Raw genomic sequence first — 26,130 nt, forward strand, 5'->3', positions numbered from 1 at the left:
CCGGGGACGCCGGGGGCCGGGCGCACGGGACCCGGTGCCGGACGGCCGGATCCGCGCGGTGCCGCCCGCGGGCGACCGGCCGGGTCAGCCCTTGACCGCGAGCACCGCGCACGGGGCGTCGAGAAGGATCCGCTGGGCGTTGGAGCCGAGAATGAGCTTGCCCACCGGGGTACGGCGGCGCAGGCCGATGACGATGAGGTCGGCGTCGGTCTCGGCGGCGGCGGCGATGAGGTCCTCGGCGGGCTCGTTGCCCCGGCCGAGCCGGCGCACCTCCACCTCGACCCCGTCGCCGGACAGGCCGTCGGCGACCTGCTGGATCTCGGTCTCCGCCTCGCGGGCGGAGTCGTCGTGCGCGTCTCCCGTGCTGCGGTGGGAGTTGACGACGACGAGCCGCGAGTGCCGCCCCCGGGCCTCCTCGGCGGCCCGCGCGAGTGCCGCGCGACCCTCCTTCGTGGGGACGAAGCCAACGACGATGGTCACGGGTCCTCCTCGGGCGGCCGACTGGGACCCCGACGCTACCGCAGGGAGGCGCTCACGCTCCCGCCAGCGCCGCACGGATGACGGCGCCCACCTGGGCCGTCTCGACGAGGAACCCGTCGTGGCCGTGCGCGGACTCGATGACGTGCAGCGTCGTGCCCGGGCGGGCGGTGACGATGTCCTCCGACAGCCGCAGCGGGTAGAGCCGGTCCGTGGTGACGCCGGCGACGTGCAGCTCGCCCGGGAAGCGCTGCAGCGCGGCGGCGACGCCGCCGCGGTCCCGCCCGACGTCGTGGCTGTTCATCGACTCCGAGAGGACGAGGTAGCTGCCGGCGTCGAAGCGGCGGGCCAGCTTCGTCGCGTGGTGGTCGAGGTAGGACTCGACGTCGTAGCGGCCGCCGCCACCGAGCGGGTCCTCCCCCGCCCGCGGGCGCCGACCGAACCGCTCGTCGAGCTCGCCCTCGTGGCGGTAGGTCGTGTGCGCGATCCGCCGGGCGATGCCGAGCCCGGTGAGGGGCGCGCGGCCGGTCTCGTAGTAGTCGCCGTCCTGGAAGTCGGGGTCGGACCGGATGGACAGCAGCTGCGGCAGGCACCAGGCGACCTGGTCGGCGGTGGCGGCGGCGGTCGAGGCGAGGACGAGGGCGCGCCGGACCCGGCCCGGGTGGGTCACGGCCCACTCGAGGGTCCGCATGCCGCCCATCGAGCCGCCGAGCACGAGCTGCCAGTCCTCGATGCCGAGGGCGTCGGCCAGCCGTCGCTCGACCTCGACCTGGTCGCGGACGGTGACGAACGGGAAGCGGCTGCCCCACGCGCGCCCGTCCGGGTCGGGCGAGGACGGGCCGGTGGTGCCCTGGCAGCCACCGAGGACGTTGGCGGCCAAGACGAACCAGCGGTCGGTGTCCAGGGGGGCGCCGGGCCCGATGAGCCCGGGCCACCAGCCGGGCGTCGGGTGCCCGGGCCCCGGGTCTCCGACGACGTGGCTGTCCCCGGTGAGGGCGTGCTCGACGAGGACGGCGTTGCCGCCGTTCGGGGCGAGGGTGCCCCACGTCTCGTAGGCGACGGTGACCGACGGTAGCCGGCCGCCGCGCTCGTGCTCGAGGGCGCCGACGTCGACGAAGCGGCGGTCGCCGGGAGGGTCGCCGACCCGCCACACGGCATCGGCCCACCGGGTCGTCGTGGCGGTCATCGGAACTGCTCCTCGCTCGCGCTTGCCCCCTCGGCTCGAGGGGGCCGGGTCATCACCCGGGGCACCCCACCGCGAGGAGGGTTGCCGCCCAGCAAACCGGGGTTTGACACTGGGACTCATGACCTGCGCCCATGGTAGCGGGAGGAGGACCCGCCTCCACCCCGGTCCGGGGAGCGAGCGGCACCCGCCACCGGTGCCGGCGAGCGTCGGCCCGCGCGGTCAGCCGGCCCAGCGGTGGACGGTCCGCGGCGCGCGGACGCCGGTCGGTCGGATGCCTTGCGCCACGAGCTGCTCGAGGAGCACCGCGAGCCGGTAGCCCGGGGCGAGACGGAGCGCCCGGTCCAGGCCGGCCCGGGCCAGGGCGCCCTCGCCGACGGACCAGGCGACGTGGGCGGTGACGGTGCACAGGGCCGCGGCCGCGTCCGGCCGGTCGTCCGGCACGGCCCGGCAGGCCTGCCCGAGCAGGGCGAGCAGCAGGCGACGCTCGTCCGAGCGGGTCACCCGTTGCGCCTCCCGTCCCGCGTCGTCACCGTCGGCCGATGCACCGCGGGCACCGCCGGCGCCGTCCGCGTCGTCGACGCCCTCGGCGTCCGGGTCGCCGTCGTCCACGCCCATGCCGCCCCAGCGCGGGAGCGCCTCCAGGAGCGGACGCACGGTCGCGTCCACGGCGTCGGGGGACAGCACACCCGGGACGAGCCAGGCGACGAGCCCGTCGCGGAGGGGGACGTCGAGCAGGCCGGCCGCGGCCGTGGCGACGCGGGCCACCCAGGCGGCGTCGCGGACCGTCGACGTCGGTCCGGCTCCCGGCGGCACGCTGCCGAGCAGGGCGGCCCAGGCCCCCACCACCGTCCGGCGCGACGGACGACGGCCGCGTCCGGCGGGCGGCCGGGGCAGGGCCGGGTCGGGGGCCACGGCGCGGTCGACGGCGTCCCGGTCCGCCAGCGGCGCGCTGCCGAGGGCCACGAGCTCGGCGACGGCGGGGATCGCGTGGGGCGGGGGCACCGGCACCCCGTCCGGTGGGCAGCACCCCGCGCCCTCGCAGAACGGGGCGTACCAGCGGCCGCCGCGCACGGTGGCGACGTCCATGACCCGGGCTCCCCCGGCGCGCACGGCGTCGGCGACGGCCCGGAGGAACGGGAGCGCCTCGCCCTCGTCGTCCTCGTAGCCCACGAGCAGCACGCCGTCCGGACCCTCGCGGCGGAACGGACCGAGGAACGCCTCGACCGCGGCCGGGACGGCGTGGGGCGGTGGGAGGTCGACGCGGGCGACGAGACCGACGGTGCCGCCGTGCAGCCCGACGGCCACGGCGGAGCGCCGGGGGTGGTAGCCCAGCTGGTAGGGAAGGGTGGCGACGAGGTCGCCCGAGCCGCGGAGGCTGATCGGAGTGGTCATGCCGCCAGCCTCGGCGCGCAGCGTGCAACGCGGAAGCGGGGGCGGCGGATCTGTGGACGGCAGGGCCGCCGGAGGCCGCCTGTGGACGACGGCCGGAGCGTCCAGCGGCGTCAGTCGACGACGCCGGAGGGAACGGTGGACGGACCCTGCGGCCCGCGGCCCTGCGCCCGCTCCCACTCCAGGAAGCGCTCGGTCTCCTCGACGACGGTCGTCGCGACCCAGCCGAGGACCATCGCGTCGTCGGCGAGCCCGAGGATGCCGAGGACCCCCTCGGGCAGGAGGTCGACGGGCGAGACGACGTAGGCCGTCCCCGCGGCGACGAGCGCGAGCCTCGTCATCGAGGTGCCGGTGTACTCACCGCTGCGGACGGCCGCGAGCATCCGCGGGAGCGCGGAGGCGCGGTCACCGAGGGAGGGACCGCCGGGACGGGTGGCGAGCTTGTAGGCGCGGCCGAGCGCGCCGACGTAGGCGAGGGTGCGGGCTTTGGCCATGGGGTCCTCCTGGTCGTGGACGCGGGGGTCGGTCGTGCGGGGTGAACGGCCGGCGGGCGGGGCGGGTGCCCCGGCCGACCGGGGTCAGGCGGGCCCGATCTGCTGGGTCACCTGGGGGAACTCCTTCTGCGCGTCCTTGGCGACGCGGCGCAGGAGCACGACGTCGACGCCCGCGCCGACGAGGCCGCCGGCCACCGGGACCCCACGGCCGAAGCGCGCGAGGACGGTCTTGCCGGAGCCCGCGACGATGCGGAAGAAGACGCCCTTCTTGATGACCATCTCCACCGGGCCGGGCAGCCGCTGGGCGGCGAGGTTGATGAGCCGCCCACTGGCCGGGGCCGCGAGCTGGGCCTTCTTGATGAGGTCGTCGGCGTCGGCGCCGACGAGGGTGAGCAGCACCGCGGCGCGGATGGGCTCGCGGTCGATGTCGTGCCCGCGCAGCCGGGCGATGGCGGCGGTCATCCGGGTGGCGACGGCGTAGAACGCGACGACGTTGGACGGCAGCGCGACCGGCAGGGTGACGAACCCGCCGAGGCCGGTGACGAAGCCCTCGACGGCGGCACCGACGGTGTGCGAGCGGACGACGGCGTCGACCGCCTTCTCGACGTCACCGCCGGCCGAGCGCAGCGCCTTGTCCGCGACGGTGGCGGCCGAGGCGAAGGGCCCCTTGCCGTCGATGCCCAGGTCGAGGATGGTGTCGACGACCCGGACGGCCTGCTCGCCGAGCATCCCGTTCTCGTCGTGCGCGTCCGCGGCGCGTTCGATGGCGCTCCGGGTGTCGTCCCGGTCGCCGCGGCGTCCTCGGTCCAGCAGTCCCACGTGGTCCTCCCGCGTCGGGCCGGGGCGGTGCCTGGGCGGACCGCGCACTCACCGGCTCCGCCATCCTGCCACGCACGGGCCCGCGACCTGCGCGTCCGTGCTCCGGGCCTGCCCGCCCGGGCCGTCCGCGTCGTGACGGTGCCCGCCCGTACGCTGCTGCCCGTGCTCGGACCCGACGTCGCCGTGCTCGTCGCCGGCCCGGGCCGCCCCGGGGAGCGGTCCACCGCCGTCCTGCACGCCGGAGGGGTGGAGACGGGTCCGGCCGTGCGGACGGCGCAGCTCGTGGGCCGCATCGAGGAGGCCCATGCGCCCCGCTGGGTCCTGTGGTCGGCCGCCGACGCCGTCGAGGTGGTGGCGGCCGGCATCCCGCTGGCCCGCGCCTGGGACGTCGCCGAGACGCACCGGCTGCTGCACGGCGGATGGGAGGCCGGACCCGCCCTGGCCTGGGCCGCGTCCCAGGGGCTCGCGCCGGACTCGGTGCCGGCGCCGCCGTCCGGCGACCTCTTCGACCTCGTCGCGGCCCCCGACCTCCCGGCCGACGACGTGCTCGTCGATGCCGCGGGCCACCTGCGGGCCGACCACGGACGCTGGCTGGAGGACCCGCGGCGGCTGCGCCCGTGGGCGGAGGCGGCGCTGGCCGTCGCCCGCGCGCAGCTGGCCGCCGCCGAGCGGGTGTCGCCGCGGCTGGTGCGTACCGTCGCGTCGGAGTCGGCGGCCGCCCTGCTGTGCCTGGAGCTCGAGCGCGACGGCCTGCCCCTGGACCGGGCCACGACCGAGGAGCTCGTCGCCGCGGCCGCCGGCCCCCGCTCCGCCACGCCCGCGGACGAGGACGCCGCCCGGCGGGCCCGCGACGCCCGCGTGCTGCGGCACGTCCCCGGCCGCGAGGGCACCGACCTGCGCAACCCGGCCCAGGTCCGCGAGCTGCTCGCGGCCGCCGGCGTCGACGTGCCCTCGACCCGCAAGTGGGTGCTGGAGCCCTACCGGCAGACGCACCCGGTGGTCGACGCGCTGCTGGAGTGGCGCCGCGACGAGCGGATCGTCACGACCTACGGCTACCGCTGGCTCGACGCGCACGTCGGCCCCGACGACCGGCTGCGGGGGCACTGGACGGCCTGCGACGGCGCCGCGGGCCGGATGACGGCGGAGAACGGGCTGCACAACCTCCCCGCCCTCCTGCGGCCGGGTGTCGCCGCGCACGCCGGGCACGCCCTGGTCCGGGCCGACCTCGGCCAGGTCGAGCCGCGGGTGCTGGCCGTCGTCTCGGGGGACACCGCGTTCGCGGCCGCGACCCGGGCCGACGACCTCTACGCCCCGGTGGCGCAACGGCTGGGCGTCGAGCGCCCCGTGGCCAAGGTCGCGGTGCTGGCCGCGATGTACGGCCAGCGCAGCGGCGCCGCCGGCCGGGCGCTCGAGGGTCTCGAGGCCGCCTACCCCGTCGCGATGGGCCTGCTGGAGCGGGCCGCGGCGGCCGGGCGGCGCGGCGAGCCCCTGCGCACCTTCGGTGGCCGGCTCGTCCCCACGGGGCGGTTCCTCACGGCGTCACCGCCGGGCACCGACCCCCGGCTGGACGCGGCGCGCGGCCGGTTCGCCCGCAACGCCGTCGTCCAGGGCTCGGCCGCCGAGCTGTTCAAGGCCTGGGCGGCGACGGTGCGGGCGACCGTCCGCGACCTCGACGCCGCCGTCGTCCTCTGCCTGCACGACGAGCTGCTCGTCCACGTGCCGCGGGAGCACGCCGACGAGGCCGCGCACCGGGTCGACGTCGCGCTGCAGGACGCCGCCCGACGGTGGTCGGGCGGCGCGCCGGTGCGGTTCGTCGCCGACACCTCGGTCATCGCCCGGTGGTCGGACGCCAAGGACTGAGGCGCGGGAACCTCGCGAGCGACCTCAGTCGTCGTCGGAGACGGTGCGCAGGAAGTCCTCGAACTCGGCGCCGAGCTCGTCCGCGGAGGGGATCTGCGAGGCCTCGGTGGCGAGGAGGCTCGGGCGCTCCTGGCCCTCGACGAACGCGTCGTACTGGTGCTCCAGCTGGGTGATGACCGCCCGCGCCTCGTCGCTCTTGTCGACCTCGGCGGCGATGGCCTGCTGGCCGGCCCGGGCCCGCGCGACGAGGTCGTCGTTCGGCAGGTCCAGCCCGGTGGCCTGCGAGATCGCGCCCAGCGCGGCGAGCGCGCCCTCGGCCCACTCGGCGTTCGCGAGGTAGTGCGGGGTGTGGATCGCGAACCCGAGGGCCTGCCGCCCGGCCTCGCCGAGCCGCAGCTCGAGGAGGGCGGCGAACGAGGCGGGCACCTGCACGCGGCCGAACGGGGACCGCGCGTCGCCGACGAGCGCCTCGTCGGTCGCGTGCGCGGTCATGCCGACCGGCCGGGTGTGCGGGACGGCCATGGGGATGCCGTGGGTGGTCACGACCATCGAGACCTCCAGCCGGTCCATGAGCTCGCGGACGGCGTCGACGACCCCCTCCCATCGGTAGTCCGGCTCGGGCCCGGTGAGCAGGTAGTACGTCTGCCCGTCGCGGTCGACGAGCCGGTGCAGGAGCATGGCCGGGTCCTCGTACTCGACCCACCGGTTGGTGTCGAACACCATCGCCGGCCGCCGGTCGCGGTAGTCGAGCAGCCGGTCGACGTCGAAGGACGCGACGACCTCGGGGTCCCCGGACTCCAGCAGGTGGTCGCCGAGGGTGTTCTGGATCTGGCCGGCGTCGACGAAGCCGCCGAGCAGCACGACGAGGACCCCGGGGCGCGGGGTCGTGAGGTCGGCGTCGGACTCGATGCGGTACAGGTCGTTGTGCTCCACGGTGATGCCTTTCGGAAGACGGCTCGTCCGGTGGAACACCTCCCCCGGTGCGGCGATTCCCTCGCGAGGCGACCCGCGCACCGGCCACGGGGAGCCCCGGCGGAACGGTCAGCGGCCGGGCTCGGCGGCCGCGGCGATGGCCCGGCGGACCCGCTTCTCGGACACCGGGTAGGCGGTGCCGAGCGACTGGGCGAACAGCCCCACCCGCAGCTCCTCGACCATCCACGCGATGTCGACGACCTCCGGGGCGCGGCGGCGTGCGGACGGCAGCCCGTCGAGGAGGTCCGCGTAGGCGGACTCGACCGCGTCGACCTGCTCCTGCAGCACCGGTTCGCGGGCGTTGGCGGCGGCGCGCTCGAGCCGGTGCTCCGCGGCTCGCAGGTAGCGGACGAGGTCGCGCAGGCGGGCCAGGCCGGTGGCCGCGACGAAGCCGGGCCGGACGAGGCCGTCGACCTGGGCGCGCACGTCGGCCCGGGTGGTCGCCGTGGCCCGGGCGGCACCGCCCCGCTCCAGCGCGTCGAGGGTGCGGCGCACCTGTGCGGCGAGGGCGAGGACGGGCTCGACCGCCTCGACGACGGTGAGGACGCGGGTGGCGGCGTGGGTGCGCACGGCGGCCAGGGCGGCGGCGAAGTCGTCCTCGGTGCGGACGGCCCCGGTGACGTGCTCGGCGACGAGGTCGTCGACGGCGGCGTCGAGGCAGTCCTGGAGCAGGGCCGGGACCGACCCGTGCGGGTTGTCGGCCAGCGCCAGCTTCTGGGCGTTGGTGAGCCGGGCGAGCACCCGCTTCCACGGCGCCGTCGTCGCGAGCAGCAGCAGCCGGCGGACCCCGGCCCGGTGGGCGGCGGCCGCGGACCCGGGGTCGGGCAGCACCCGCAGCGCCACCGACGTGCCCTCGTCGACGAGCGCCGGGTACCCGAGCACCGTCTGGCCCCCGGCCCGTCCCTCGAAGGTCTCCGGCACCGTGCCGACGTCCCACGTCGTGATGCCCTCGCGCTCGATGCCGCGCCCGGCCCGGGCCATGCCCGCCCGCACCGCGCCGCCGGTGCGCTCCCGCAGCTCGTCGAGGTCCTTGCCGGTGGCGACGACCTGGGGGCCGCGGCGTCCCGGCCGCTCGATCGAGAACGTCACGCGCAGGTGGTCCGGCACCCGGGCCAGGTCGAACTCGGCCGGGTCGACGCGGGTGCCGGTCCGGGCCTGCAGGGCGCGGGCGAGCTCCTCGGCGAGGGAGCCGCGCGTGGGGTCGGCCTCGCGCAGCGCGGCGGCGGCGTGGTCCGGCGCCGGCACGAGGTGGCGGCGGGTGGCCTTGGGCAGCGAGCGGACGAGGGCGACCGCGAGGTCCTCGCGCAGCCCGGGGACCTGCCAGTCGAAGCCGTCGGGGGTGAGCCGGTTGAGGACGGCGACGGGGACGTGGACGGTGACCCCGTCGGCCGCCTGCCCCGGCGCGAACTGGTAGGTGACGTCGAGCGCGATGTCGCCCTGGTGCCACGTGTGCGGGTAGTCCGACGCCGACACCGCCTCGCCGGCGGCCGAGGTGAGGTCGTCCTCGGTGAGGGTCAGCAGGTCCGGACGCCGCCGCCGCTCGCCCCGCCACCAGCGGTCGAAGTGCCGCTCGGAGACGACGTCCGGCGGGATCCGGGCGTCGTAGAAGGCGTGGACGACCTCGTCGTCGACGACGATGTCGCGGCGCCGGGCGCGCTCCTCGAGCTCGGCCACCCGCGCCAGCGTCCGCCGGTTCCTCGCCCAGAAGTCGTGCCGCGGGTCCCAGTCGCCCTCGACGAGCGCCGAGCGGACGAAGATCTCCCGGCTGGCCACCGGGTCGATGCGCGCGTACTGGACGGTGCGGTCGGTGACGAGCGGGACGCCGTAGAGCGTCACCCGTTCGGTGGCCACCGCGGCGCCGGCCCTCTTGCTCCAGCGCGGCTCGCTGACGGTGCGCGTGACGACGTGCGCACCGACCTCCTCGGCCCACTCCGGGTCGATCGTCGCGACCGTGCGCGCCCAGAGCCGCGTCGTCTCGACGAGCTCGCCGGCCATGACGTACTCCGGCTTCCGGCGGAAGAGGGTCGAGCCGGGGTTGATGCCGAACCGGGCGCCGCGCGCGCCGAGGTAGTCGCGCCGCACCTCGTCGCGCACGCCGACGTGCGAGAGCAGTCCGGCGAGCAGGGCCCGGTGCACGGTGTCCCAGTCCGGCTCGGCGTCCTTGGCCGCGGTCGCCCGGTCCGGGTCGATCTTCGCCTGGCGGGCGGCGCGCCGGAGCTGGGCGTGCAGGTCCTGCCACTCCCGGATCCGCAGGTAGTGCAGGTACTCGTTCTTGCACATCCGCCGGAACGCGCTGTGCGAGAGCTCCTTCTGCTGACCCTTGAGGTAGCGCCACAGGGCGAGGTAGGCGGCGAAGTCGGAGCGCTCGTCCTTGAAGCGGGCGTGCTGCTGGTCGGCCTGGGCCTCCTTGTCGGCCGGGCGCTCGCGGGGGTCCTGGATGGAGAGGGCGGCGACGAGGACGAGCACCTCGCGGGTGCAGCCGAGCCGCCCGGCCTCCACGACCATCCGGGCCAACCGCGGGTCCAGCGGCATCCGGGCCAGGGCCCGGCCGGTGCGGGTGAGCCGGCGCGCCCGGCCCCGGTGCCGTCCCGGGCCCCGCTCCTCGGCCGAGAAGGCCCCGAGCTCCTCGAGCAGGCGGACGCCGTCGGCCACCTGCCGGGCGTCCGGCGGGTCGACGAAGGGGAAGCGGGCGACGTCGCCGAGGCCGAGCGCGGTCATCTGGAGGATCACCGACGCCAGCGAGGTGCGCTGGATCTCGGGCTCGGTGAACTCCTCGCGCGCCTCGAGGTCCTCCTGCGAGTACAGCCGCACGCAGACCCCGGGGGCCACGCGCCCGCAGCGGCCGGCCCGCTGGGCGGCGCTGGCCCGGCTCACCGGCTCGATGGGCAGCCGCTGGACCTTGGTGCGCTGGCTGTACCGGCTGATCCGGGCGGTGCCGGTGTCGACGACGTAGCCGATGCCGGGCACGGTGAGCGAGGTCTCGGCGACGTTCGTCGCGAGGACGACCCGCCGCCCGCTCCCCCGCCGGAACACCCGGTGCTGCTCGGCGGCGGACAGCCGCGCGTAGAGGGGGAGCACCTCGGTGCCGGGCAGCCGGCGGGCGGTGAGGGCGTCGGCGGCGTCACGGATCTCGCGCTCGCCGGAGAAGAACACGAGGATGTCGGTGGCGTCCGGGCTGGGCGGGGTCTCGGTCCACAGCTCCTCGACCGCCTCGACCACGCCCTGGGTCTGGTCCTTCTCGGCGACGACGTGCCGCCCGTCGGGGTCGAGCTCGACGAGCGGGCGGTAGCGCACCTCGACGGGGTAGGTCCGCCCGGACACCTCGAGCACCGGCACCTCGCGCACCGTCCGTCCCTCCTCGTCGGTGCCGAAGTGCCGCGCGAAGCGGGCGGGGTCGATGGTCGCCGAGGTGACGACGACCTTGAGGTCCGGCCGGCGCGGCAGCAGCTGCTTGAGGTAGCCGAGGATGAAGTCGATGTTGAGGCTGCGCTCGTGCGCCTCGTCGATGACGATCGTGTCGTAGCGGCGCAGGTCGCGGTCGCGCTGCATCTCGTTGAGAAGGATGCCGTCGGTCATCACCTTGACCCGGGTGGCGTCGCTGCTGTGGTCGCCGAAGCGCACCTGGTACCCGACGAGCCCGCCGAGGTCGACGTGCAGCTCCTCGGCGATCCGCTCGGCCACCGACCGCGCCGCGATCCGCCGCGGCTGGGTGTGCCCGATCTGGCGGCCCCCCGCCCCTCGCCCGAGCTCGAGGCACATCTTCGGCAGCTGCGTCGTCTTCCCCGACCCGGTCTCGCCGGCGACGACGACGACCTGGTGGTCGCGGATCGCCGCGAGCAGGTCCTCGCGGCGGGCGACGACGGGCAGGTGCCCGGGGTAGTGCAGCTCCGCCGCCGGGAGGGCGTCGAGGGGCGGAGCGGGCATGGCCGACAGGATAGGTCGGCCGGCTCCGCGGGCTCACGGGGCTTTCCGGGACACCCCGCCCACCGTCCACCGTCCGCCCGCGCCGACCACCGCCCGGCCGCCCGGCGGTCGCGACCTCCGCCCGCGGCGTCCTGCACGTCACCGCGCGCCCCGGAGCGTCGGGGGCGGCGCCGCCGGGCGCTCCTCGTCCGCGGGCACGACCCGGTCGGCCGAGCGCGAGGCGGCGGTCAGGGTGACCCCGGCCCCGTACAGGCGCTGCGTGCTGCGGCCGCCGGCCGAGGCCAGCGCGAGCTCGGAGCGCACGGCGTCGACCCGCTCCCGGGCCAGCCGGCGGGCGGCGTCGGCCGTCCGGGCGCGCAGCGTCCCGGACCCACGCAGGGCCGGGCCGCCGACGAGCGCGGACGCCGTGGCCCGTTCGTCGACGTCGACCATGCTGCGGGCCGCGCGCACCCGCTCCCGCGCGGTCTGCGTCATCCCGAGCACGATGCGCTCCTGGGCCGACAGCCGGGCCAGGGGGACGGCGGCGCCGTCGGCCCGCAGGACCGCCCCGGCCTTGGCGCCGGTCCGCAGGGCGTCACCGCCGACGCCGAGCACCGAGGCGCCCGCGGTCACCGCGAGGTCGCGCCCGCTGCCCTCGCCGTACCCCACGAGGAGGACACCGTCGGCGGCGAGTCCGACCGCGTCGCCCGCGACGGCGACCGGCTTCGCGGGCGGCGCCACGCGCACCATGAGACCGGCGAGGGACCCCACCCCGTGGCCGACGCCGCTCGCCCCACGCAGCCCCCGGTAGACGGCGCCGTCGGCCAGCTCGTCGTCGGCGAGCCCCCGGAGCACCCGCGCGCAGTGTCCGTCCGCGGCGTGGAGCCGCTCGGTGGCGGCGCGGTGCCGCTGCTCGGCGTCCTGCAGCTGCGCCACCTGTTCGCGCTGGAGCGCTCGCAGCGTGAGCAGCTCCGAGGAGGTCTCGTCCCGCCCGGCGGCCACCAGCGCGGCGGCCCGGTCCTCGAGCACGAGGTAGCGGTCGCCGGCCTCGGCGTGGTCCTCGACGGCCCGCTGGACGACGGCCTGCTCGACCTCGAGGACGTCGGCGAAGGCCCGCAGCGGCGCGGCGGCGCAGACGTGCCGGCGCGCGGCGCGGTCGAGCACGGTGGGCACCGGGCCGATACGGGCGCCGAAGGCCGACCCGCCCGGTCCGTCCCAGACGGCGCCGTCCCGCAGCCGGACCAGGTCCGTGCAGGCGTCGGCCAGCCGCTGCCCGCTCGCCTCGAGCGCGTCGGCGAGCGCCCGGACCCCCGGCGCGTCGCCCGGGACGGGCTCGAGGACCGGCCACACGCCGCTCACGTGCGGCCCCCTCCGAGCCCGTGGGACAGGCCGGCCTCGGTGTCCAGGTACAGCCCGCCGGCGTCCGCCGTGGCCTCCCCCAGCTCGGCCAGGGACGCCGCGAGGACGAGCCGCGCGTGCCGCCAGCCCCCGAGCAGGTCCTCGACGGCGGGGCCGACCTCGCCCGGCCCCAGCGCCCAGCGGTCCGCCGACGGGTCGCCGGCCAGCGTCAGCGCGTCCGCGAGGTCGACGAGGCCGGCCCCCAGGGTGAGGACCGTCGCGGCGTCGACCCGGTAGCTCGTCATCCCGACACGCTAGGCCGGGCCGGCCGGCCGACCTCCGGGTTTTCCACAGGCGCCGGGCGGGGGCCGGGACGCGCGGTCCCGGCCCCCGGGCACCGTCAGGCGTCGGAGGTGGCGAGCTCCGGCTCGCGGGGCCCGCCCGAGCCCAGCGCCGCGGCGAAGCCGGCGTCGAGGTCGGCGAGGATGTCCTCGACCGTCTCGATCCCGACCGCGAGGCGCACGAGGCCCGGCGTCACCCCGGCCGCCAGCCGGTCCTCGTCGCCGCCCTGGCTGTGCGTCGTCGACGCCGGGTGGATCGCGAGCGAGCGCACGTCGCCGATGTTCGCGACGTGGCTGTGCAGGGCGAGCCCCTCGACGAAGCGCCGTCCGGCCTCGACGCCGCCGCGGATCTCGAAGGCGAGGACCGCCCCGGCGCCCTCCGGGGCGTACTTGTCGGCCAGCTCCTTGCCGGGGCTGCCCTCGAGCGAGGCCCACCGCACCGACTCCACCTGCGGGTGCTGCGAGAGGTAGGAGGCGACCCGCCGGGCGTTGGCGACGTGCCGCTCCAGGCGCAGGCTGAGGGTCTCCAGGCCCTGGGCGATGAGGAAGGCGTTGAACGGGCTGATCGCCGTGCCGAGGTCGCGCAGCAGCTGGACGCGCGCCTTGAGGATGTAGGAGAGGTTGGCGCCGAACGGGCTGCCGACGCCGAGGTCCGGGCCGTAGCGCAGGCCGTGGTAGCTCTCGTCGGGGGTGTTGTAGTTCGGGAACCGCTCGGGGTCGGCGGTGTAGTCGAAGGTGCCGCCGTCGACGATGACGCCGGCGATCGTCGTGCCGTGCCCGCCGAGGTACTTCGTCGCCGAGTGGATGACGACGTCGGCGCCCCACTCCAGCGGGCGGATGAGGTACGGCGTCGCGATGGTGTTGTCGACGACGAGCGGCACGCCGACCTCGTGCGCGACGGCCGCGACGGTCTCGATGTCGAGCACCTCGGCCTTGGGGTTGGCGATCGTCTCGCCGAAGAAGGCCTTCGTGTTCGGGCGCACCGCAGCCCGCCAGGCGTCGGCGTCGGTGTGGTCGGCGACGAAGGTCACCTCGACGCCGAGCTTGGCGAAGGTGTACTTCAGCAGGTTCGTCGTCCCGCCGTACAGGGCGGCGCCGGCGACGATGTGGTCGCCCGCCTCGGCGAGGTTGAGCAGGCCGAGCGTCGTCGCGGCCTGGCCGGAGGACAGGAGCAGCGCGCCGACGCCGCCCTCCAGCGCCGCCACGCGCTGCTCGACGGCGTCCTGGGTCGGGTTCATGATCCGGGTGTAGATGTTCCCGAACTGCTTGAGCGCGAACAGGTCCGCCGCGTGGTCGGTGCTGTCGAAGACGTAGGACGTCGTCTGGTAGATGGGCAGGGCCCGGGCGCCGGTGGCGCTGTCGGGCTGCTGCCCGGCGTGCACCTGACGGGTCTCGAAACCCCACTGGGACTGGTCGGTCATCGGGTCGCTCCCAACTCCTGGTGCGTCCGGCCGTGGGCCGGGCGCACGCGCTGCGTGTGCTCGGCGGGGTCCCCGGGAGGTCTCCCGCGCTTGCGGGCGACGGGTGCCGCACGCCAGGTCCTCACCCGGGGCACCCCACCGCGGGTGGAGGGTTGCCGGCCAGCGAGCCGGGGCTTGGCGCTGGCGCTCATGACCTCCCGGCACGGTACGCCCGCGGGCCCGGCGGCAGGAGCGGCGTCCGGTCACCGTCTCAGCACCCGGGCACACCCCGGGGGTATCCCGGGGTATCCCGGGCGCCGGACCGGCGCGGACGTCCGGGTGCGGCCCCGCCCCCCGCGACCCGCCGCGCGTGGGCAGGATGGGCCCATGACCTACCACGCGCTCGACTACACCGCCGCTGCCGACCGCTACGAGGCCGGCATGCCCTACCGCCGGACCGGTCGCTCCGGCCTGGACCTGCCCGCGATCAGTCTCGGCCTCTGGCACAACTTCGGCGACGACGTGCCGCTGGAGCGCCAGCAGGCGACGCTGCGCCGGGCCTTCGACCGCGGTCTCACCCATTTCGACCTCGCGAACAACTACGGGCCGCCGTACGGCTCCGCCGAGCGCAACGCCGGGGCGATCCTCGCCCGCGACTTCCGTCCGTACCGCGACGAGCTCGTCATCAGCTCCAAGGCCGGGTACGACATGTGGCCCGGGCCGTACGGGCAGGGCGGGGGGTCGCGCAAGTACGTCATCGCCAGCTGCGAGCAGTCGCTGCGCCGTCTCGGCCTGGACTACGTCGACATCTTCTACAGCCACCGCTTCGACGAGACGACCCCGCTGGAGGAGACCTGCGGCGCGCTGGACTCCCTCGTCCGCTCCGGCAAGGCGCTCTACGTCGGGATCTCCTCCTACTCGGCCGAGCGCACCCGCGAGGCCCACGCGATCCTGCAGGAGATGGGCACGCCCCTGCTCATCCACCAGCCCTCGTACTCCCTGCTCAACCGCTGGGTCGAGACCGAGGGGCTGCTCGACACCCTCGGCGACCTCGGGGTCGGCTGCATCGCCTTCTCGCCGCTGGCGCAGGGCATGCTCACGGACAAGTACCTCGACGGGATCCCCGAGGGGTCGCGGGCCAGCCAGGGCAAGTCGCTGGACCCCTCGCTGCTCACCGACGAGGCGCTCGAGCACGTCCGCAGGCTGAACGACCTGGCCCGGGAGCGCGGGCAGTCGCTGGCCCAGATGGCGCTGGCCTGGCTGCTGCGCGACGAGCGGGTCACCTCGGTCCTCATCGGCGCCTCCTCGGTCGAGCAGCTCGACGACAGCCTCGACGCGACGCGGAACCTCGACTTCGACGACGCGGAGCTGGAGGCCATCGACCGGTACGCCGTCGACGCCGGCATCAACCTGTGGAAGACATCGAGCGAGAAGTGAGTTGGACCTCGACATGAGCGACGAGTACATCCCCTCCCCCACCGAGTGGGTCCGCGACCAGGTGTCGACGATCGAGGAGACCGGCGACACCCGTTCGGTCCAGGTCATGGACCGCCCGGTCGTCATGCTGACGATGCGCGGCCGCAAGAGCGGTGCGCTGCGCAAGGTGCCGCTGATGAGGGTCGAGCACGAGGGCGTCTACGCCGCCGTGGCGAGCAAGGGCGGCGCCCCCGAGCACCCGGTCTGGTACGGCAACCTCCGCGCCGACCCCCACCTCACCCTCCAGGACGGCACCGAGTCGTGGCCGGCCGTGGCCCGCGAGATCCACGGCGAGGAGCGGGCGCAGTGGTGGGACCGCTGCGTCGCCGCCTACCCGCCGTACACCGAGTACCAGGAGAAGACCGACCGGCAGATCCCGGTGCTCGTCCTGGAGCGCGCGCAGGACTGACGGCTCGTGCTCCCGGCCCGCCTCAGCGCGGGCCGGGGGCCAGCCCGTCGCCGCGCTCGGCCGCCGCGGCGTCGTGCTCGACCTTGCGGAACCACAGCAGGCCGAGGACGGGCAGGACGAGCGGGACGAACCCGTAGCCCTGGCCGAAGTGCGACCAGACGGTCTTGTCCGGGAAGGCGCTCGGCACCACGTAGGACGCCGTGCCGACGACGAGCACGCCGGCCAGCTCGACCGCGCAGGCGACGACGCCGACCCGCACCCAGCGCCCGCCGCGGGCCAGGCACCACGTGGCGAGGACGTAGACGACCGCCGCGACCGCCGAGAGCAGGTAGGCCAGCGGCGCCCGGTCGAAGTACTCGGAGATCTGCAGGACCGAGCGGCCGGTGGCGGCGAGGGCGAGCACCCCGTAGACGACGACGAGCAGGACGCCGGGGCCGCCGAGGGCACGCCGGTCGGGGCGGGGCTCAGCCATAGGACATCCAGATCTGCAACAGGCGGGCGGCCATGACGGCCACCGCGAACGCGCCCACCGCGATCGAGCCCATGGCCCACCGCGACTTCTCCTTGATGGCGAGGAACGCCGTCCCGGCCGGGATCACCGGCAGGCTCACGAGGTAGGCGATGAACGTCGCCTTCTCGGCGGTGTCGCCGATGTGGTCCAGGCCGAGCAGCCCCCCGACGAGGAGGACGACGAGCCCGACCTCGACGAGCCCCGCGACGACGAGCAGGCGGTCGTCGATGAGCCGGTCCCGCGCGGCGTACCAGACGGCCGCGACGCACAGGACGGCGGCGAGTCCCACGACGGCGTACGTCAGGGGCTCGATCACGTCGCCACCCTAGCCGCGCCGCCTGCGGACGCGGGGACGGGCTCGGACCTCGGCCGGCCCGACCCCCTTCCGGCGCACCCCGGTCCGGGTGCCAGACTCTCGCGCATGGGCACGGTCACGGTGGGTGAGGTCGAGATCGCCTACGAGGTCGACGGCCCCGAGGACGGCGAGCCGATGCTCCTCCTCATGGGCCTCGGCACCCAGCTCGTCGCGTGGCCCGCCGAGGTCGTCGACGGGCTGGCCTCCCGCGGGTTCCGGGTCGTGCGCGTCGACAACCGCGACATCGGGCTCTCCTCGCGCACGAGCACGCCGGCGCCCACCCGCGCGGCCGTCGTCCGCGCCCTCGTCCACCGCGGCGCCGCCCGGTCCGACTACCTGCTCGCCGACCTCGCGGCCGACGCCGTCGCCGTCCTGGACCACCTCGGCATCGACCGGGCCCACGTCGTCGGGGTCTCGATGGGCGGGATGATCGCCCAGCAGCTGACCATCGACCACCCGGGACGGGTCCGCTCGCTGGCGTCGGTGATGTCGACCACCGGCAGCCGCCGCCGGGGCAACGTCTCGGCCCGGCTGCTGCCGCGGATGGCGCGCTCGCTCACCGCGCCCCGGCCCACCGACGAGGAGGAGGCGGTCCGGCTCGGGGTCGAGGGGTGGCGCGTCATCGCCGGGCCGCACTTCGACGAGGACGAGATCGAGGCCCAGGTCCGGGCCGCGGTGGCCCGCAGCACGAGCCCGCTCGGGGCCGTCCGACAGCTGCTCGCCATCCTCGCCAGCCCCGACCGCACGCCGGGGCTGCGGCAGGTGCGGGTGCCGACCCTCGTCGTCCACGGTCTCGCCGACCCGCTCGTCGCCTGGAGCGGCGGCGTGGCCACGGCCCGGGCCGTCCCCGGCTCGCGGCTGCTGCTGTTCCCGGACATGGGTCACGACCTGCCCCGGCCGCGCCGGGGCGAGATCGTCGAGGCCATCGCCCGCAACGCCGCCCGGGCCGCCGCACCCACCGCCGACGACGACCGCCCCCGCTCCTGACCCCCCAGCCTCGGCCGGGCTCCGGCGGAGGCCGGGGGTGGCGTCAGGCGAGGCTGTCGGCGACGGCGTCGACGAGGACGCCGATCTCGTCCTCGGTGACCACGAGCGGCGGGGCGATGCGGATCGTCGAGCCGTGGGTGTCCTTGACGAGCACGCCGCGGTCGAGCAGGCGCTCGCTCAGGCCGCGGCCGCTCGGCCCGCCGGGCTCGATGTCGAGCCCCGCCCAGAGCCCGCGCACCCGGATGGCGGCCAGGCCCCGGCCGACGAGCGGACGCAGCCGCTCCTCCAGGACGCCGCCCAGGGTGGCGGCCCGCTGCTGGAACTCGCCCTCGGCGAGCATCGTCACGACCTCGTGGCCGATCGCGGCGGCGAGGGGGTTGCCGCCGAAGGTCGAGCCGTGGGTGCCGGGCTTGATGACGTCGAGCACGTCGTGGTTGGCCGCGATGGCGCTCACCGGGTACAGGCCGCCGCCGAGCGCCTTGCCGAGCACGTAGATGTCGGGGACGACGTCCTCGTGCTCGCAGGCGAAGGTGCGACCGGTCCGGGCCAGGCCCGACTGGATCTCGTCGGCGACCATGAGGGTCCCCGTGGCGTCGCAGATCTCGCGGACCTCGCGCAGGTACCCCTCGGGCGGGATGACGACCCCGCCCTCGCCCTGGATGGGCTCGAGCAGCACGGCCACGGTGCTGTCGTCGACGGCCTCGCGCAGCGCCTGCGCGTCGCCGTAGGTCACGCTGCGGAAGCCGGGGGTGAACGGGCCGTACTCGTCGCGGGCGACCTTGTCGTCGGAGAAGCTGACGATGGTCGTCGTCCGGCCGTGGAAGTTGCCCTCCATGACGACGATGTTCGCGGCCCCCTCGGGCACGCCCTTGACGACGTAGCCCCACTTGCGGGCCACCTTGACGGCCGTCTCGACCGCCTCGGCGCCGGTGTTCATCGGCAGGACGACCTCCTTGCCGGTGAGCTCGGCCAGGCCTTGGGCGAACGGGCCCAGCAGGTCGTTGTAGAAGGCGCGGCTGGTCAGCGTCAGCCGGTCCAGCTGGGCGTGGGCGCGCGCGAGCAGCCGCGGGTGGCCGTGGCCGAAGTTCAGCGCGGAGTAGCCGGCCAGGCAGTCCAGGTACCGCCTGCCCTCGACGTCGGTCACCCAGGCGCCCTCGCCGTGGCTGAGCACCACCGGCAGCGGGTGGTAGTTGTGCGCCGCGTACCGCTCGGTGAGGGTCATGTGGGCGTTCGAGTCGAGCGTCTCGCTCGTCTCCTGCGCGGGCCGGGTCTCGGTCATCGTCTGGGCCTCCTTCATCCGGGCGACTCTAACGAGGGTCCCCCCTCGGGCCGAAAACGCGGCGCCCCCGCCCGCGGCCCGGTCAGCCGTTCCACAGCGCACCGACCCGGCGGGCGATGCGCCGGCCGTGCTCGCGGGCACGGTCCATCGTCGGGCCGCCGCGGCTCACCTCGAGCGGGTTGGCGCCCATGGTCCACACGTCGCGGGCGTCGGGGACGACGAGGTGGGTGCGGCTCTTCGGGCGCAGCGACCAGGCCTGGACCCGGGGCAGCTCGGTGACCTGGCCGCCGACCGGGTAGGGCGCGAGGACGAGCACCCGGGCGTGCCCGGCGGCGAGGTCGACGTTGGCGATGGAGCGCAGCCCGCCGTCGACGTAGCGGCGCCCGGCGATCTCGACCGCGGGGAAGACCCCGGGCACGGCGCAGCTGGCGGCGACGGCGCGCTCCAGCGGCACGCCGCCGGAGCCGTCGAAGACGACCGAGGTGCCGCTCTCGGCGTCGACCGCGGTGAGCAACAGTCGCCGGTCCGGCCACTGGTGGCCGACGAGCCCGTAGCCGACGGTGTCCAGCCACACCTCCTCGGCGACGGTGCTCGCGCCGAGGGCCGCCCGGCCGACGATGGCGCGGCCGCCGCGCGGGTCGCGGCTCAGCTGGGCCCGCAGGTACCGGCCGGCGTCGACCGGGCCGAGCCGTCCGACGTCGGTCATCGGGACGCCGCTGCGGACGAGGTCGAAGGCCTCGTCGTCGGTGCCGAGCCGCAGGTGCGCGGCGACCATGGCCCCGGCGGAGGTGCCGATGACGGTGTCGGCGTCGCGGACGTCGACGCCCTCGTCGCGCAGCCCGAGGACGACGCCGGCCTCCCAGGCGATGCCGGTGACCCCACCCCCGGCGAGGACGAGCGCGCGCTCCAGCGCGGTGTCCGGAGGCTGCCAGTCGGCGAAGACCCGCGACCCGCCGTCGGCGTAGCGGCCGGGCGGCTCGGTGCGGGGGTCCGGCCCGGGCGGGACGGGTCCTCCCGGTCCGAGGCCGCCGGGTCGTGGGCCGTCCGGGCCGGGGCCGACGGCGTCCGGGGCCGTGCGCGGCGGGCTCGCGGCGGGGGTGGCCGTGTCGTCGGTGGTCTCCTGCATACCGTCGATTGTCCGGCCGGGACCCCTGGGGCTCCGAACCCTCCGGGCGTGAGGGTGCTCACGCCCCGACGGCCCGCGGCGCCCGACGGGCGACGGCCGTCCCCGCCGGCGACGGCGCGCCGACACGTCACGCCCGCTCCCGGTCCCGAGCCCGAGCCGGTCCCGCGGCCGACGAGGTCAGGCCGCGCCGTGCGGCACCGGGGCACGCACGGCCTCGACGGGCAGGGACAGCAGGTCCTCCCCGACCCGCACCTGACAGCGGGCGGCGCCGACGAGCTCGACCTCGCCGACGCGCCCCGCCCAGGGCCCGGCCGCGACCTCGACGACGTCCCCGAGCCGGGGCGGCGCGGTGGGCCGGCTCCGGGCCTGCGCGCCGCGGAGGGCGGCGAGCTCGGCGGCGTAGCGCGGCGGCATCGTCGCCGGCCCGCCGCGGTAGGTCCACGTGAACAGGTGGCGCGCGTCGAAGCGGCGGGAGCAGCGGCCGCAGGAGGCGAGCCGGGTCGGAGCCCGGTGCCGTGTCTTCTCGTGCCCGGCGGGACAGCGCCCGACCCAGTCCCCCGGCACCCGCGGGGCGTCCGGGGAGACGCAGCGCTCCCCGCTGCACCCGATGCGCACGGCGGTGGCGCGCCAGACCGCGTCGTGGCCGTGCTCGGGACCGACGAGGGCGTGCGCGATCTCGTGGAGGAGGGTGTCGCGGACCTCCTCCTCGGGGTGCAGGGCGGTGAGCGGACCGCTGATGCCGATCTCCCGGCGGCCGAAGCGGCACACCCCCGCCCGGGTCTTGGCGCGGTCGGCGACGACGGTCCACCCCTCGAGCCCGTGCTCGCGCAGCAGCCGCCGGCCGAGCGCCACCGCGTGCCCCACCTCCACCGCGACCTCCTGTCCGCACGGCCGTCCCTCATCGGTCGGGACCACGGTAGGGCCGGCCACCGACAGCCCCCGGCAGGCCGCACCGGGGCCTGTGGAGAACCTCGCGGGCACCGCCGCCGCCGTCGCCGACGGGACGCTCGACCCGCCGCCCCGCCGGTCCGGTCCCCGCACCCGCCGGCCGCGGACCCGACACGCCGGAGGAACTGCGGTGCGCGCAACCGCCCCGGCGGACCCCGCCCTCCCTACGCTTCGTCTCGGCGCCCTCCCCGGCGCCGACGGCGACGGACGCAACGACGCGTCCGGCCGAGTGGAAGGACGGGCATGACCACGACCACGAAGCACCAGGGCGCGCCGTCCGGCGGGCTCCTGTCGTTCCTCGACCGGCGCCACACCGTGGCCCCACGCGACTACAACCGCTGGCTCATCCCCCCGGCCGCGCTCGCCATCCACCTGTGCATCGGCCAGGTCTACGCGACGAGCGTCTACAAGGCCTCGATGGTGGCCCACTTCGACAGCTCGCTGACCGCCGTCGGTCTCGTCTTCTCCATCGCCATCGTCGTGCTCGGGCTCGCGGCGGCGGTCATGGGGACCTGGGTCGACCGCGTCGGCCCCCGGATGGCGATGTTCGCCGCCGCCTGCGCCTGGGCGCTGGGCTTCCTCGTCGGCGCCGTCGGCATGGCCACCTCGCAGCTGTGGCTCGTCTACCTCGGGTACGGCGTCATCGGCGGCATCGGGCTCGGCATCGGCTACATCTCGCCGGTCTCGACGCTCATTAAGTGGTTCCCGGACCGCCCCGGCCTGGCCACCGGCATGGCGATCATGGGCTTCGGCGGCGGCGCCATGGTCGCCTCGCCGCTCTCGCGCCAGCTCATGTCGTTCTTCGACTCCGGCTACGACCCCTCGACGCCGGGCTCCCTCGCCAACGGCACGGCGCTCACCGGCCTCTTCGTCAGCCTCGGCGTCATCTACTTCCTCATCATGATGATCGGCGTCGCCAACGTCCGCATCCCGCCGCCGGGCTGGGCGCCGGAGGGCTGGGACCCGTCGACGAAGAAGACGAGCTCGCTCATCACCACCGACCACGTCTCGGCGGCCACCGCGATCCGCACGCCCCAGTTCTGGTTCGTCTGGGTCGTGCTGTTCTGCAACGTCACCGCCGGGATCGGCATCCTCGAGCAGGCCTCCCCGATGATCCAGGACTTCTTCCGCGGCTCCGACGGCACCTCGACCGTCGCCGCGGCGGCCGCCGGCGGCTTCGTCGGCCTCCTGTCGCTGTTCAACATGGCGGGCCGCTTCGTGTGGTCCTCGACCTCGGACAAGATCGGCCGCAAGCCGATCTACATGGTCTACCTCGGCGTCGGGATCGTCCTCTACCTCGTCCTCGCGCTCGCGGGCTCGACGGCCACGGCCGTCTTCGTCCTCGTCGCCGCCATCATCATCAGCTTCTACGGCGGCGGCTTCGCCACGGTGCCGGCGTACCTGCGTGACCTCTTCGGCACCTTCCAGGTCGGCGCCATCCACGGCCGGCTGCTCACCGCCTGGTCGGCGGCCGGCATCGCGGGGCCGCTCATCATCAACGGCTTCCTCGACGCCGCCGGCAAGCCCGGCGAGCTCACCGCGGCCGACTACCGCCCGGCGCTCTTCACGATGGTCGGCGTGCTCGCCGTCGGGTTCGCCGCCAACCTCCTCATCAAGCCCGTCGCCGACCGCTTCCACGAGCCGGCCGACCGGGTCGAGGCCGCCGCCGCGGCCGACAAGGAGGCCGTGCGGGACGTCGAGGCGAACACCGGGTCGGCGAGCGCGTCGGCGGTCCGGGTCTACCTGTCCTGGGGCCTGATGATCGCGCTCCTGGTCTACGGCGTCTCCCAGACCCTCGTGACGGCGAGCAAGCTCTTCGCCTGAGCCCTCGAGGCCCTGCCCCGGTCCGGAGGGGCGTCGGCGCCGTGGCGGTCCGTCGTGACCGCCACGGCGTCGTCGGGTCCGCACCCCTGCCGCCCGACGAGGGCCGCGGCCCGCCGTGGCGTGCGCGGATGGCTCGATCGGACTATGGACCGCCGGGATCTCGCCGCCCGATGATCAGCGCACGACATCTCGTCGTCGCGACAAGAGGGGACGTGGTGTGACGGTCGACACCGGTCCCGGTCCGGCGCCCACGTCCGCCGTCCGCTCTGCGTTCACCGACGCCTGGACCTCGCTGCGGTCCGTCTTCGCCAACCCCTCCCTCCGGCGCATCCAGCTCGCCCTCGCGGGCTCGATGATCGGCGACTGGGCCTACTCGACCGCCGTCGTCGTCTGGGCGTACGGGGCCGGCGGCGCGAAGCTCATCGGGGCCTGGGGCGCCATCCGCCTCGTGCTCATGGCCGTGACCTCCCCCGTCGCGGCGGGGCTCGCCGACCGGCTCCCGCGCAAGACCGTGCTCGTCGGCGCCGACATCGCGCGGGCGGTGCTCGTCGCCGTCGCCACCGTCATGCTCGTCGCCGGGTCCCCGACGCTGGCCATCCTCGTCGTCGCCACGCTCGTCTCCCTCGTCGGCTGCCTCTTCCGCCCCGCGCAGATGGCCTGGCTCCCCTCTCTCACCGAGGAGCCCGCCGAGCTCACGGCGGCCAACGGCGCGGCGAGCACGATCGAGAGCCTCGCCTTCTTCCTCGGCCCGGCCATCGGCGCGCTGCTGGTCTCGGTGACGAACGTCGAGACGGTCTTCGTCCTCAACGCCGTCACCTACCTCTGGTCCGCGCTGCTCATCCTCGGCATCCGCCCGCGCCGGGCCACCGCCGCGGAGACCGGTGACGACGGCGAGGAGGCGGGCGGCGGCATGTGGTCGGAGATGGCCGGCGGCTTCGTCCACATCGCCCGCAACCGCGAGCTCGTCATGGTCGCCGTGCTCACGAGCACCCAGACGCTCGTCGCCGGCGCGACGATCGTCCTCGGGGTCGTCTTCGCCGTCGACATCCTCCGGACGGGTCCGGAGGGGGTCGGGGTCATCGACTCCGCGTTCGGCGTCGGTGCCATCGTCGGCGGGTTCGTCGCCATCACCCGGGCGGCCCGGAACCGGATCGCCGGGGACCTCGCCGTGGGCACGGCGCTGTGGTCGCTGCCGCTGCTGCTCGTCGTCGCCTTCCCCTCCCCGGCCACCGTCTTCGCGGCCGTCGTGCTCCTGGGGCTCGGCAACCCGCTCGTCGACGTCAACTTCGCGACGATCGTCCAGCGGCTCACCCCGGACGCCGTCCTCGGCCGGGTGTTCGGCGCCTTCGAGGGCCTGCTCATCGGGACGATGGCCCTGGGGTCGGCGGTCACCCCGCTGCTCATCTCCGGGTTCGGGCTGCGGTGGGCGCTGGTCGTCCTCGCGCTCGTCGTCGGGGTGCCGGCGCTGCTCTTCCTCCCCCGCTGCCTCCGCCTCGACGCGACGCTCCGCCCGCCCGAGGGCGCCGACCTGCTGCGCACCGTCCCGATCTTCGCGCCGATGTCGCCGAGCGCGCTCGAGGCGCTGGCCCGCGGAGCCGTCCGCCGGCAGGTGCCCGCCGGCACGACCGTCGTCCGCGAGGGCGAGGAGTCCGACCTGTTCTACGTCATCGACACCGGCCGGGTCACCGTCACCCAGGAGGGCCGGCACCTGCGCGAGGAGGGTCCGGGCGACTTCTTCGGCGAGATCGGCCTGCTCCAGGACGTCCGGCGCACGGCGACCATCACCGCCCTCGAGGACACCGGGCTCTTCGCCATCAGCCGTGAGGACTTCCTCGACGCCGTCCGCGGTACCGAGGAGTCGATGACCGTGGCCAACGACGTCGTCGTCCGCCGGCTCGGCCGGGCGTAGGACCCCCGGACACGACTCGGGGAGCCCGGCCGGCGGCCGGGCTCCCCGAGCGGGTCGTCCCGGTGGCTCAGGCCACGCGGGTCTTCGGCGCGTTCTCGGCGGTCTGCGCGGGGTCGCGGACGACGGCGTCGCCCAGCGCCTCGTCGATGGCGTCCAGCGCGGACTGCTCGAGCCGCACGCCCGCGGCCTCGACGTTGCTCACGACCTGCTCGGGCCGGGAGGCGCCGACGAGCGCGGCGGAGACGTTGTCGTTCTGGAGCACCCAGGCGATGGCCAGCTGGGCCATGGTCAGCCCGGCCTCGTCGGCGATGGGGGCGAGCTTCTGCACCCGGGTGAGGACGTCGTCGTCCATCCAGCGCTTGATCATGTCGGCGCCGCCCTTGTCGTCGGTGGCCCGCGAGCCCTCGGGCGGGGCCTCGCCGGGCTTGTACTTCCCGGACAGGACGCCCTGGGCCATCGGGCTCCAGACGATCTGGCCGATCCCGAGCTCCTCGCAGGCGGGGACGACCTCGCCCTCGATGACGCGCCACAGCATCGAGTACTGCGGCTGGCTGGAGATCAGCGAGATGCCGAGGTCCTGGGCGAGCGCGTGACCGGCGCGGATCTGGTCGGCGGTCCACTCGCTGACGCCGATGTAGAGCGCCTTGCCCTGCCGGACGACGTCGGCGAACGCCTGCATCGTCTCCTCGAGCGGGGTCTCGGTGTCGTAGCGGTGCGCCTGGTAGAGGTCGACGTAGTCGGTCTGCAGGCGGCGCAGCGAGCCGTCGATCGACTCCATGATGTGCTTGCGCGACAGCCCGGTGTCGTTCTTCCCACCGGGACCGGTGGGCCAGTAGACCTTGGTGAAGATCTCCAGGCCCTCGCGCCGCTCGCCCTTGAGGGCCTCGCCGAGGACGGTCTCGGCCTTGGTGTTCGCGTAGACGTCGGCGGTGTCGAAGGTGCTGATGCCCTGGTCGAGGGCGGCGCGCACGCAGGCCGTCGCCGCGTCGTTCTCGACCTGGGAGCCGTGGGTGAGCCAGTTGCCGTAGGTGATCTCGGAGATCTTGAGTCCGCTGTTGCCGAGGTATCGGAAGTCCATGGTCCGACCGTATGCCCGGGCACCGGTCCCGCGGTGCGGCGGGTGCCGG

22 protein-coding genes and 2 riboswitches are annotated in these 26,130 nt (G+C 75.6%); of the genes, 6 read left to right on the forward strand and 16 right to left on the reverse strand.

From position 1 onward, the window contains the following. Nucleotides 1–84 precede the first annotated feature (84 nt). From EPD83_RS01885 to EPD83_RS01905, 5 genes are all read right to left on the reverse strand, one after another. Nucleotides 85–480 carry a universal stress protein gene (locus EPD83_RS01885; RefSeq protein ID WP_128367312.1) on the reverse strand — a complete coding sequence of 132 codons (396 nt, stop codon included), beginning with the start codon at nucleotides 478–480 and terminating at the stop codon, nucleotides 85–87. Between the two features lie 52 nt (nucleotides 481–532). Beyond that, complete coding sequence (metX, locus tag EPD83_RS01890) at nucleotides 533–1,663, reverse strand: homoserine O-acetyltransferase MetX (RefSeq protein WP_128367311.1); 1,131 nt, start codon at nucleotides 1,661–1,663, stop codon at nucleotides 533–535. Nucleotides 1,664–1,676: 13 nt separating this feature from the next. Next, nucleotides 1,677–1,787: riboswitch (SAM riboswitch) on the reverse strand. Between the two features lie 95 nt (nucleotides 1,788–1,882). Beyond that, on the reverse strand, nucleotides 1,883–3,055 hold the full coding sequence (locus tag EPD83_RS01895; protein ID WP_128367310.1) for a DUF4192 domain-containing protein: 1,173 nt from the start codon (nucleotides 3,053–3,055) through the stop codon (nucleotides 1,883–1,885). A 110-nt stretch (nucleotides 3,056–3,165) separates the two neighbouring features. After that, nucleotides 3,166–3,546 (reverse strand): YkvA family protein, encoded by a 381-nt coding sequence (locus EPD83_RS01900; RefSeq protein ID WP_165566148.1) that lies wholly within the window; start codon nucleotides 3,544–3,546, stop codon nucleotides 3,166–3,168. Between the two features lie 84 nt (nucleotides 3,547–3,630). Continuing rightward, nucleotides 3,631–4,365: an EcsC family protein gene (locus tag EPD83_RS01905; RefSeq protein WP_235950289.1), complete on the reverse strand. Its 735-nt coding sequence runs from the start codon at nucleotides 4,363–4,365 to the stop codon at nucleotides 3,631–3,633. Between the two features lie 162 nt (nucleotides 4,366–4,527). On the opposite strand from EPD83_RS01905, the gene EPD83_RS01910 reads away from it, so the two are divergent. Next, a complete protein-coding gene (locus tag EPD83_RS01910) occupies nucleotides 4,528–6,225 on the forward strand; it encodes a DNA polymerase (protein ID WP_322095763.1) in 1,698 nt (565 codons plus the stop codon). Nucleotides 6,226–6,249: 24 nt separating this feature from the next. Here EPD83_RS01910 and EPD83_RS01915 read toward each other — a convergent pair whose 3' ends face one another. The 5 genes from EPD83_RS01915 to EPD83_RS01935 form a co-directional block, all read right to left on the reverse strand. Next, complete coding sequence (locus EPD83_RS01915) at nucleotides 6,250–7,158, reverse strand: PAC2 family protein (protein WP_128366359.1); 909 nt, start codon at nucleotides 7,156–7,158, stop codon at nucleotides 6,250–6,252. Between the two features lie 108 nt (nucleotides 7,159–7,266). Beyond that, the gene (gene hrpA, locus EPD83_RS01920; RefSeq protein WP_128366358.1) at nucleotides 7,267–11,121 is read right to left on the reverse strand and encodes an ATP-dependent RNA helicase HrpA; all 3,855 of its coding nucleotides are present in this window, start codon (nucleotides 11,119–11,121) and stop codon (nucleotides 7,267–7,269) included. Nucleotides 11,122–11,259: 138 nt separating this feature from the next. Further along, the gene (locus EPD83_RS01925) at nucleotides 11,260–12,459 is read right to left on the reverse strand and encodes a hypothetical protein (protein WP_128366357.1); all 1,200 of its coding nucleotides are present in this window, start codon (nucleotides 12,457–12,459) and stop codon (nucleotides 11,260–11,262) included. Beyond that, the gene (locus EPD83_RS01930; protein ID WP_128366356.1) at nucleotides 12,456–12,743 is read right to left on the reverse strand and encodes a hypothetical protein; all 288 of its coding nucleotides are present in this window, start codon (nucleotides 12,741–12,743) and stop codon (nucleotides 12,456–12,458) included. The genes EPD83_RS01925 and EPD83_RS01930 overlap by 4 nt, the downstream gene beginning before the upstream one ends. A 95-nt stretch (nucleotides 12,744–12,838) precedes the next feature. Beyond that, on the reverse strand, nucleotides 12,839–14,200 hold the full coding sequence (locus EPD83_RS01935; RefSeq protein WP_128366355.1) for a bifunctional o-acetylhomoserine/o-acetylserine sulfhydrylase: 1,362 nt from the start codon (nucleotides 14,198–14,200) through the stop codon (nucleotides 12,839–12,841). 81 nt (nucleotides 14,201–14,281) lie between these two features. After that, a riboswitch (SAM riboswitch) is annotated at nucleotides 14,282–14,395 on the reverse strand. Between the two features lie 171 nt (nucleotides 14,396–14,566). On the opposite strand from EPD83_RS01935, the gene mgrA reads away from it, so the two are divergent. Beyond that, entirely contained in the window at nucleotides 14,567–15,616 is a 1,050-nt protein-coding gene (gene mgrA, locus EPD83_RS01940; protein WP_164896366.1) for an L-glyceraldehyde 3-phosphate reductase, read from the forward strand. Between the two features lie 13 nt (nucleotides 15,617–15,629). Next, the gene (locus EPD83_RS01945) at nucleotides 15,630–16,064 is read left to right on the forward strand and encodes a nitroreductase family deazaflavin-dependent oxidoreductase (RefSeq protein ID WP_128366621.1); all 435 of its coding nucleotides are present in this window, start codon (nucleotides 15,630–15,632) and stop codon (nucleotides 16,062–16,064) included. Between the two features lie 22 nt (nucleotides 16,065–16,086). Here EPD83_RS01945 and EPD83_RS01950 read toward each other — a convergent pair whose 3' ends face one another. After that, nucleotides 16,087–16,536, reverse strand: a complete 450-nt coding sequence (locus EPD83_RS01950; RefSeq protein WP_128366622.1) for a hypothetical protein — start codon at nucleotides 16,534–16,536, stop codon at nucleotides 16,087–16,089. Further along, nucleotides 16,529–16,891: a hypothetical protein gene (locus EPD83_RS01955; protein WP_128366623.1), complete on the reverse strand. Its 363-nt coding sequence runs from the start codon at nucleotides 16,889–16,891 to the stop codon at nucleotides 16,529–16,531. The genes EPD83_RS01950 and EPD83_RS01955 overlap by 8 nt, the downstream gene beginning before the upstream one ends. A gap of 105 nt (nucleotides 16,892–16,996) precedes the next feature. Between EPD83_RS01955 and EPD83_RS01960 the strand changes: the two genes are divergently transcribed. Continuing rightward, the gene (locus EPD83_RS01960; RefSeq protein WP_128366624.1) at nucleotides 16,997–17,917 is read left to right on the forward strand and encodes an alpha/beta fold hydrolase; all 921 of its coding nucleotides are present in this window, start codon (nucleotides 16,997–16,999) and stop codon (nucleotides 17,915–17,917) included. A gap of 43 nt (nucleotides 17,918–17,960) precedes the next feature. Here EPD83_RS01960 and rocD read toward each other — a convergent pair whose 3' ends face one another. From rocD to EPD83_RS01975, 3 genes are all read right to left on the reverse strand, one after another. Further along, nucleotides 17,961–19,139 carry an ornithine--oxo-acid transaminase gene (rocD, locus tag EPD83_RS01965; RefSeq protein WP_235950296.1) on the reverse strand — a complete coding sequence of 393 codons (1,179 nt, stop codon included), beginning with the start codon at nucleotides 19,137–19,139 and terminating at the stop codon, nucleotides 17,961–17,963. A gap of 139 nt (nucleotides 19,140–19,278) precedes the next feature. Next, nucleotides 19,279–20,322, reverse strand: coding sequence for a patatin-like phospholipase family protein (locus EPD83_RS01970; protein WP_128366625.1), 1,044 nt, complete (start codon nucleotides 20,320–20,322; stop codon nucleotides 19,279–19,281). A gap of 177 nt (nucleotides 20,323–20,499) precedes the next feature. Next, nucleotides 20,500–21,192, reverse strand: coding sequence for a SprT-like domain-containing protein (locus tag EPD83_RS01975; RefSeq protein ID WP_128366626.1), 693 nt, complete (start codon nucleotides 21,190–21,192; stop codon nucleotides 20,500–20,502). 321 nt (nucleotides 21,193–21,513) lie between these two features. Here EPD83_RS01975 and EPD83_RS01980 point away from each other — a divergent pair, with 321 nt between their 5' ends. Both EPD83_RS01980 and EPD83_RS01985 read left to right on the forward strand, forming a co-directional pair. Then, nucleotides 21,514–23,094 (forward strand): OFA family MFS transporter, encoded by a 1,581-nt coding sequence (locus tag EPD83_RS01980; protein WP_128368179.1) that lies wholly within the window; start codon nucleotides 21,514–21,516, stop codon nucleotides 23,092–23,094. Between the two features lie 217 nt (nucleotides 23,095–23,311). Next, the gene (locus tag EPD83_RS01985; protein ID WP_165566149.1) at nucleotides 23,312–25,003 is read left to right on the forward strand and encodes an MFS transporter; all 1,692 of its coding nucleotides are present in this window, start codon (nucleotides 23,312–23,314) and stop codon (nucleotides 25,001–25,003) included. 67 nt (nucleotides 25,004–25,070) lie between these two features. On the opposite strand, the gene EPD83_RS01990 is transcribed toward EPD83_RS01985, so the two are convergent. Continuing rightward, nucleotides 25,071–26,081, reverse strand: coding sequence for an aldo/keto reductase family protein (locus tag EPD83_RS01990; protein ID WP_128368017.1), 1,011 nt, complete (start codon nucleotides 26,079–26,081; stop codon nucleotides 25,071–25,073). Nucleotides 26,082–26,130: the final 49 nt, after the last annotated feature.

Source organism: Phycicoccus flavus (assembly GCF_004025965.2).
Classification (GTDB): Bacteria; Actinomycetota; Actinomycetes; order Actinomycetales; family Dermatophilaceae; genus Phycicoccus; species Phycicoccus flavus.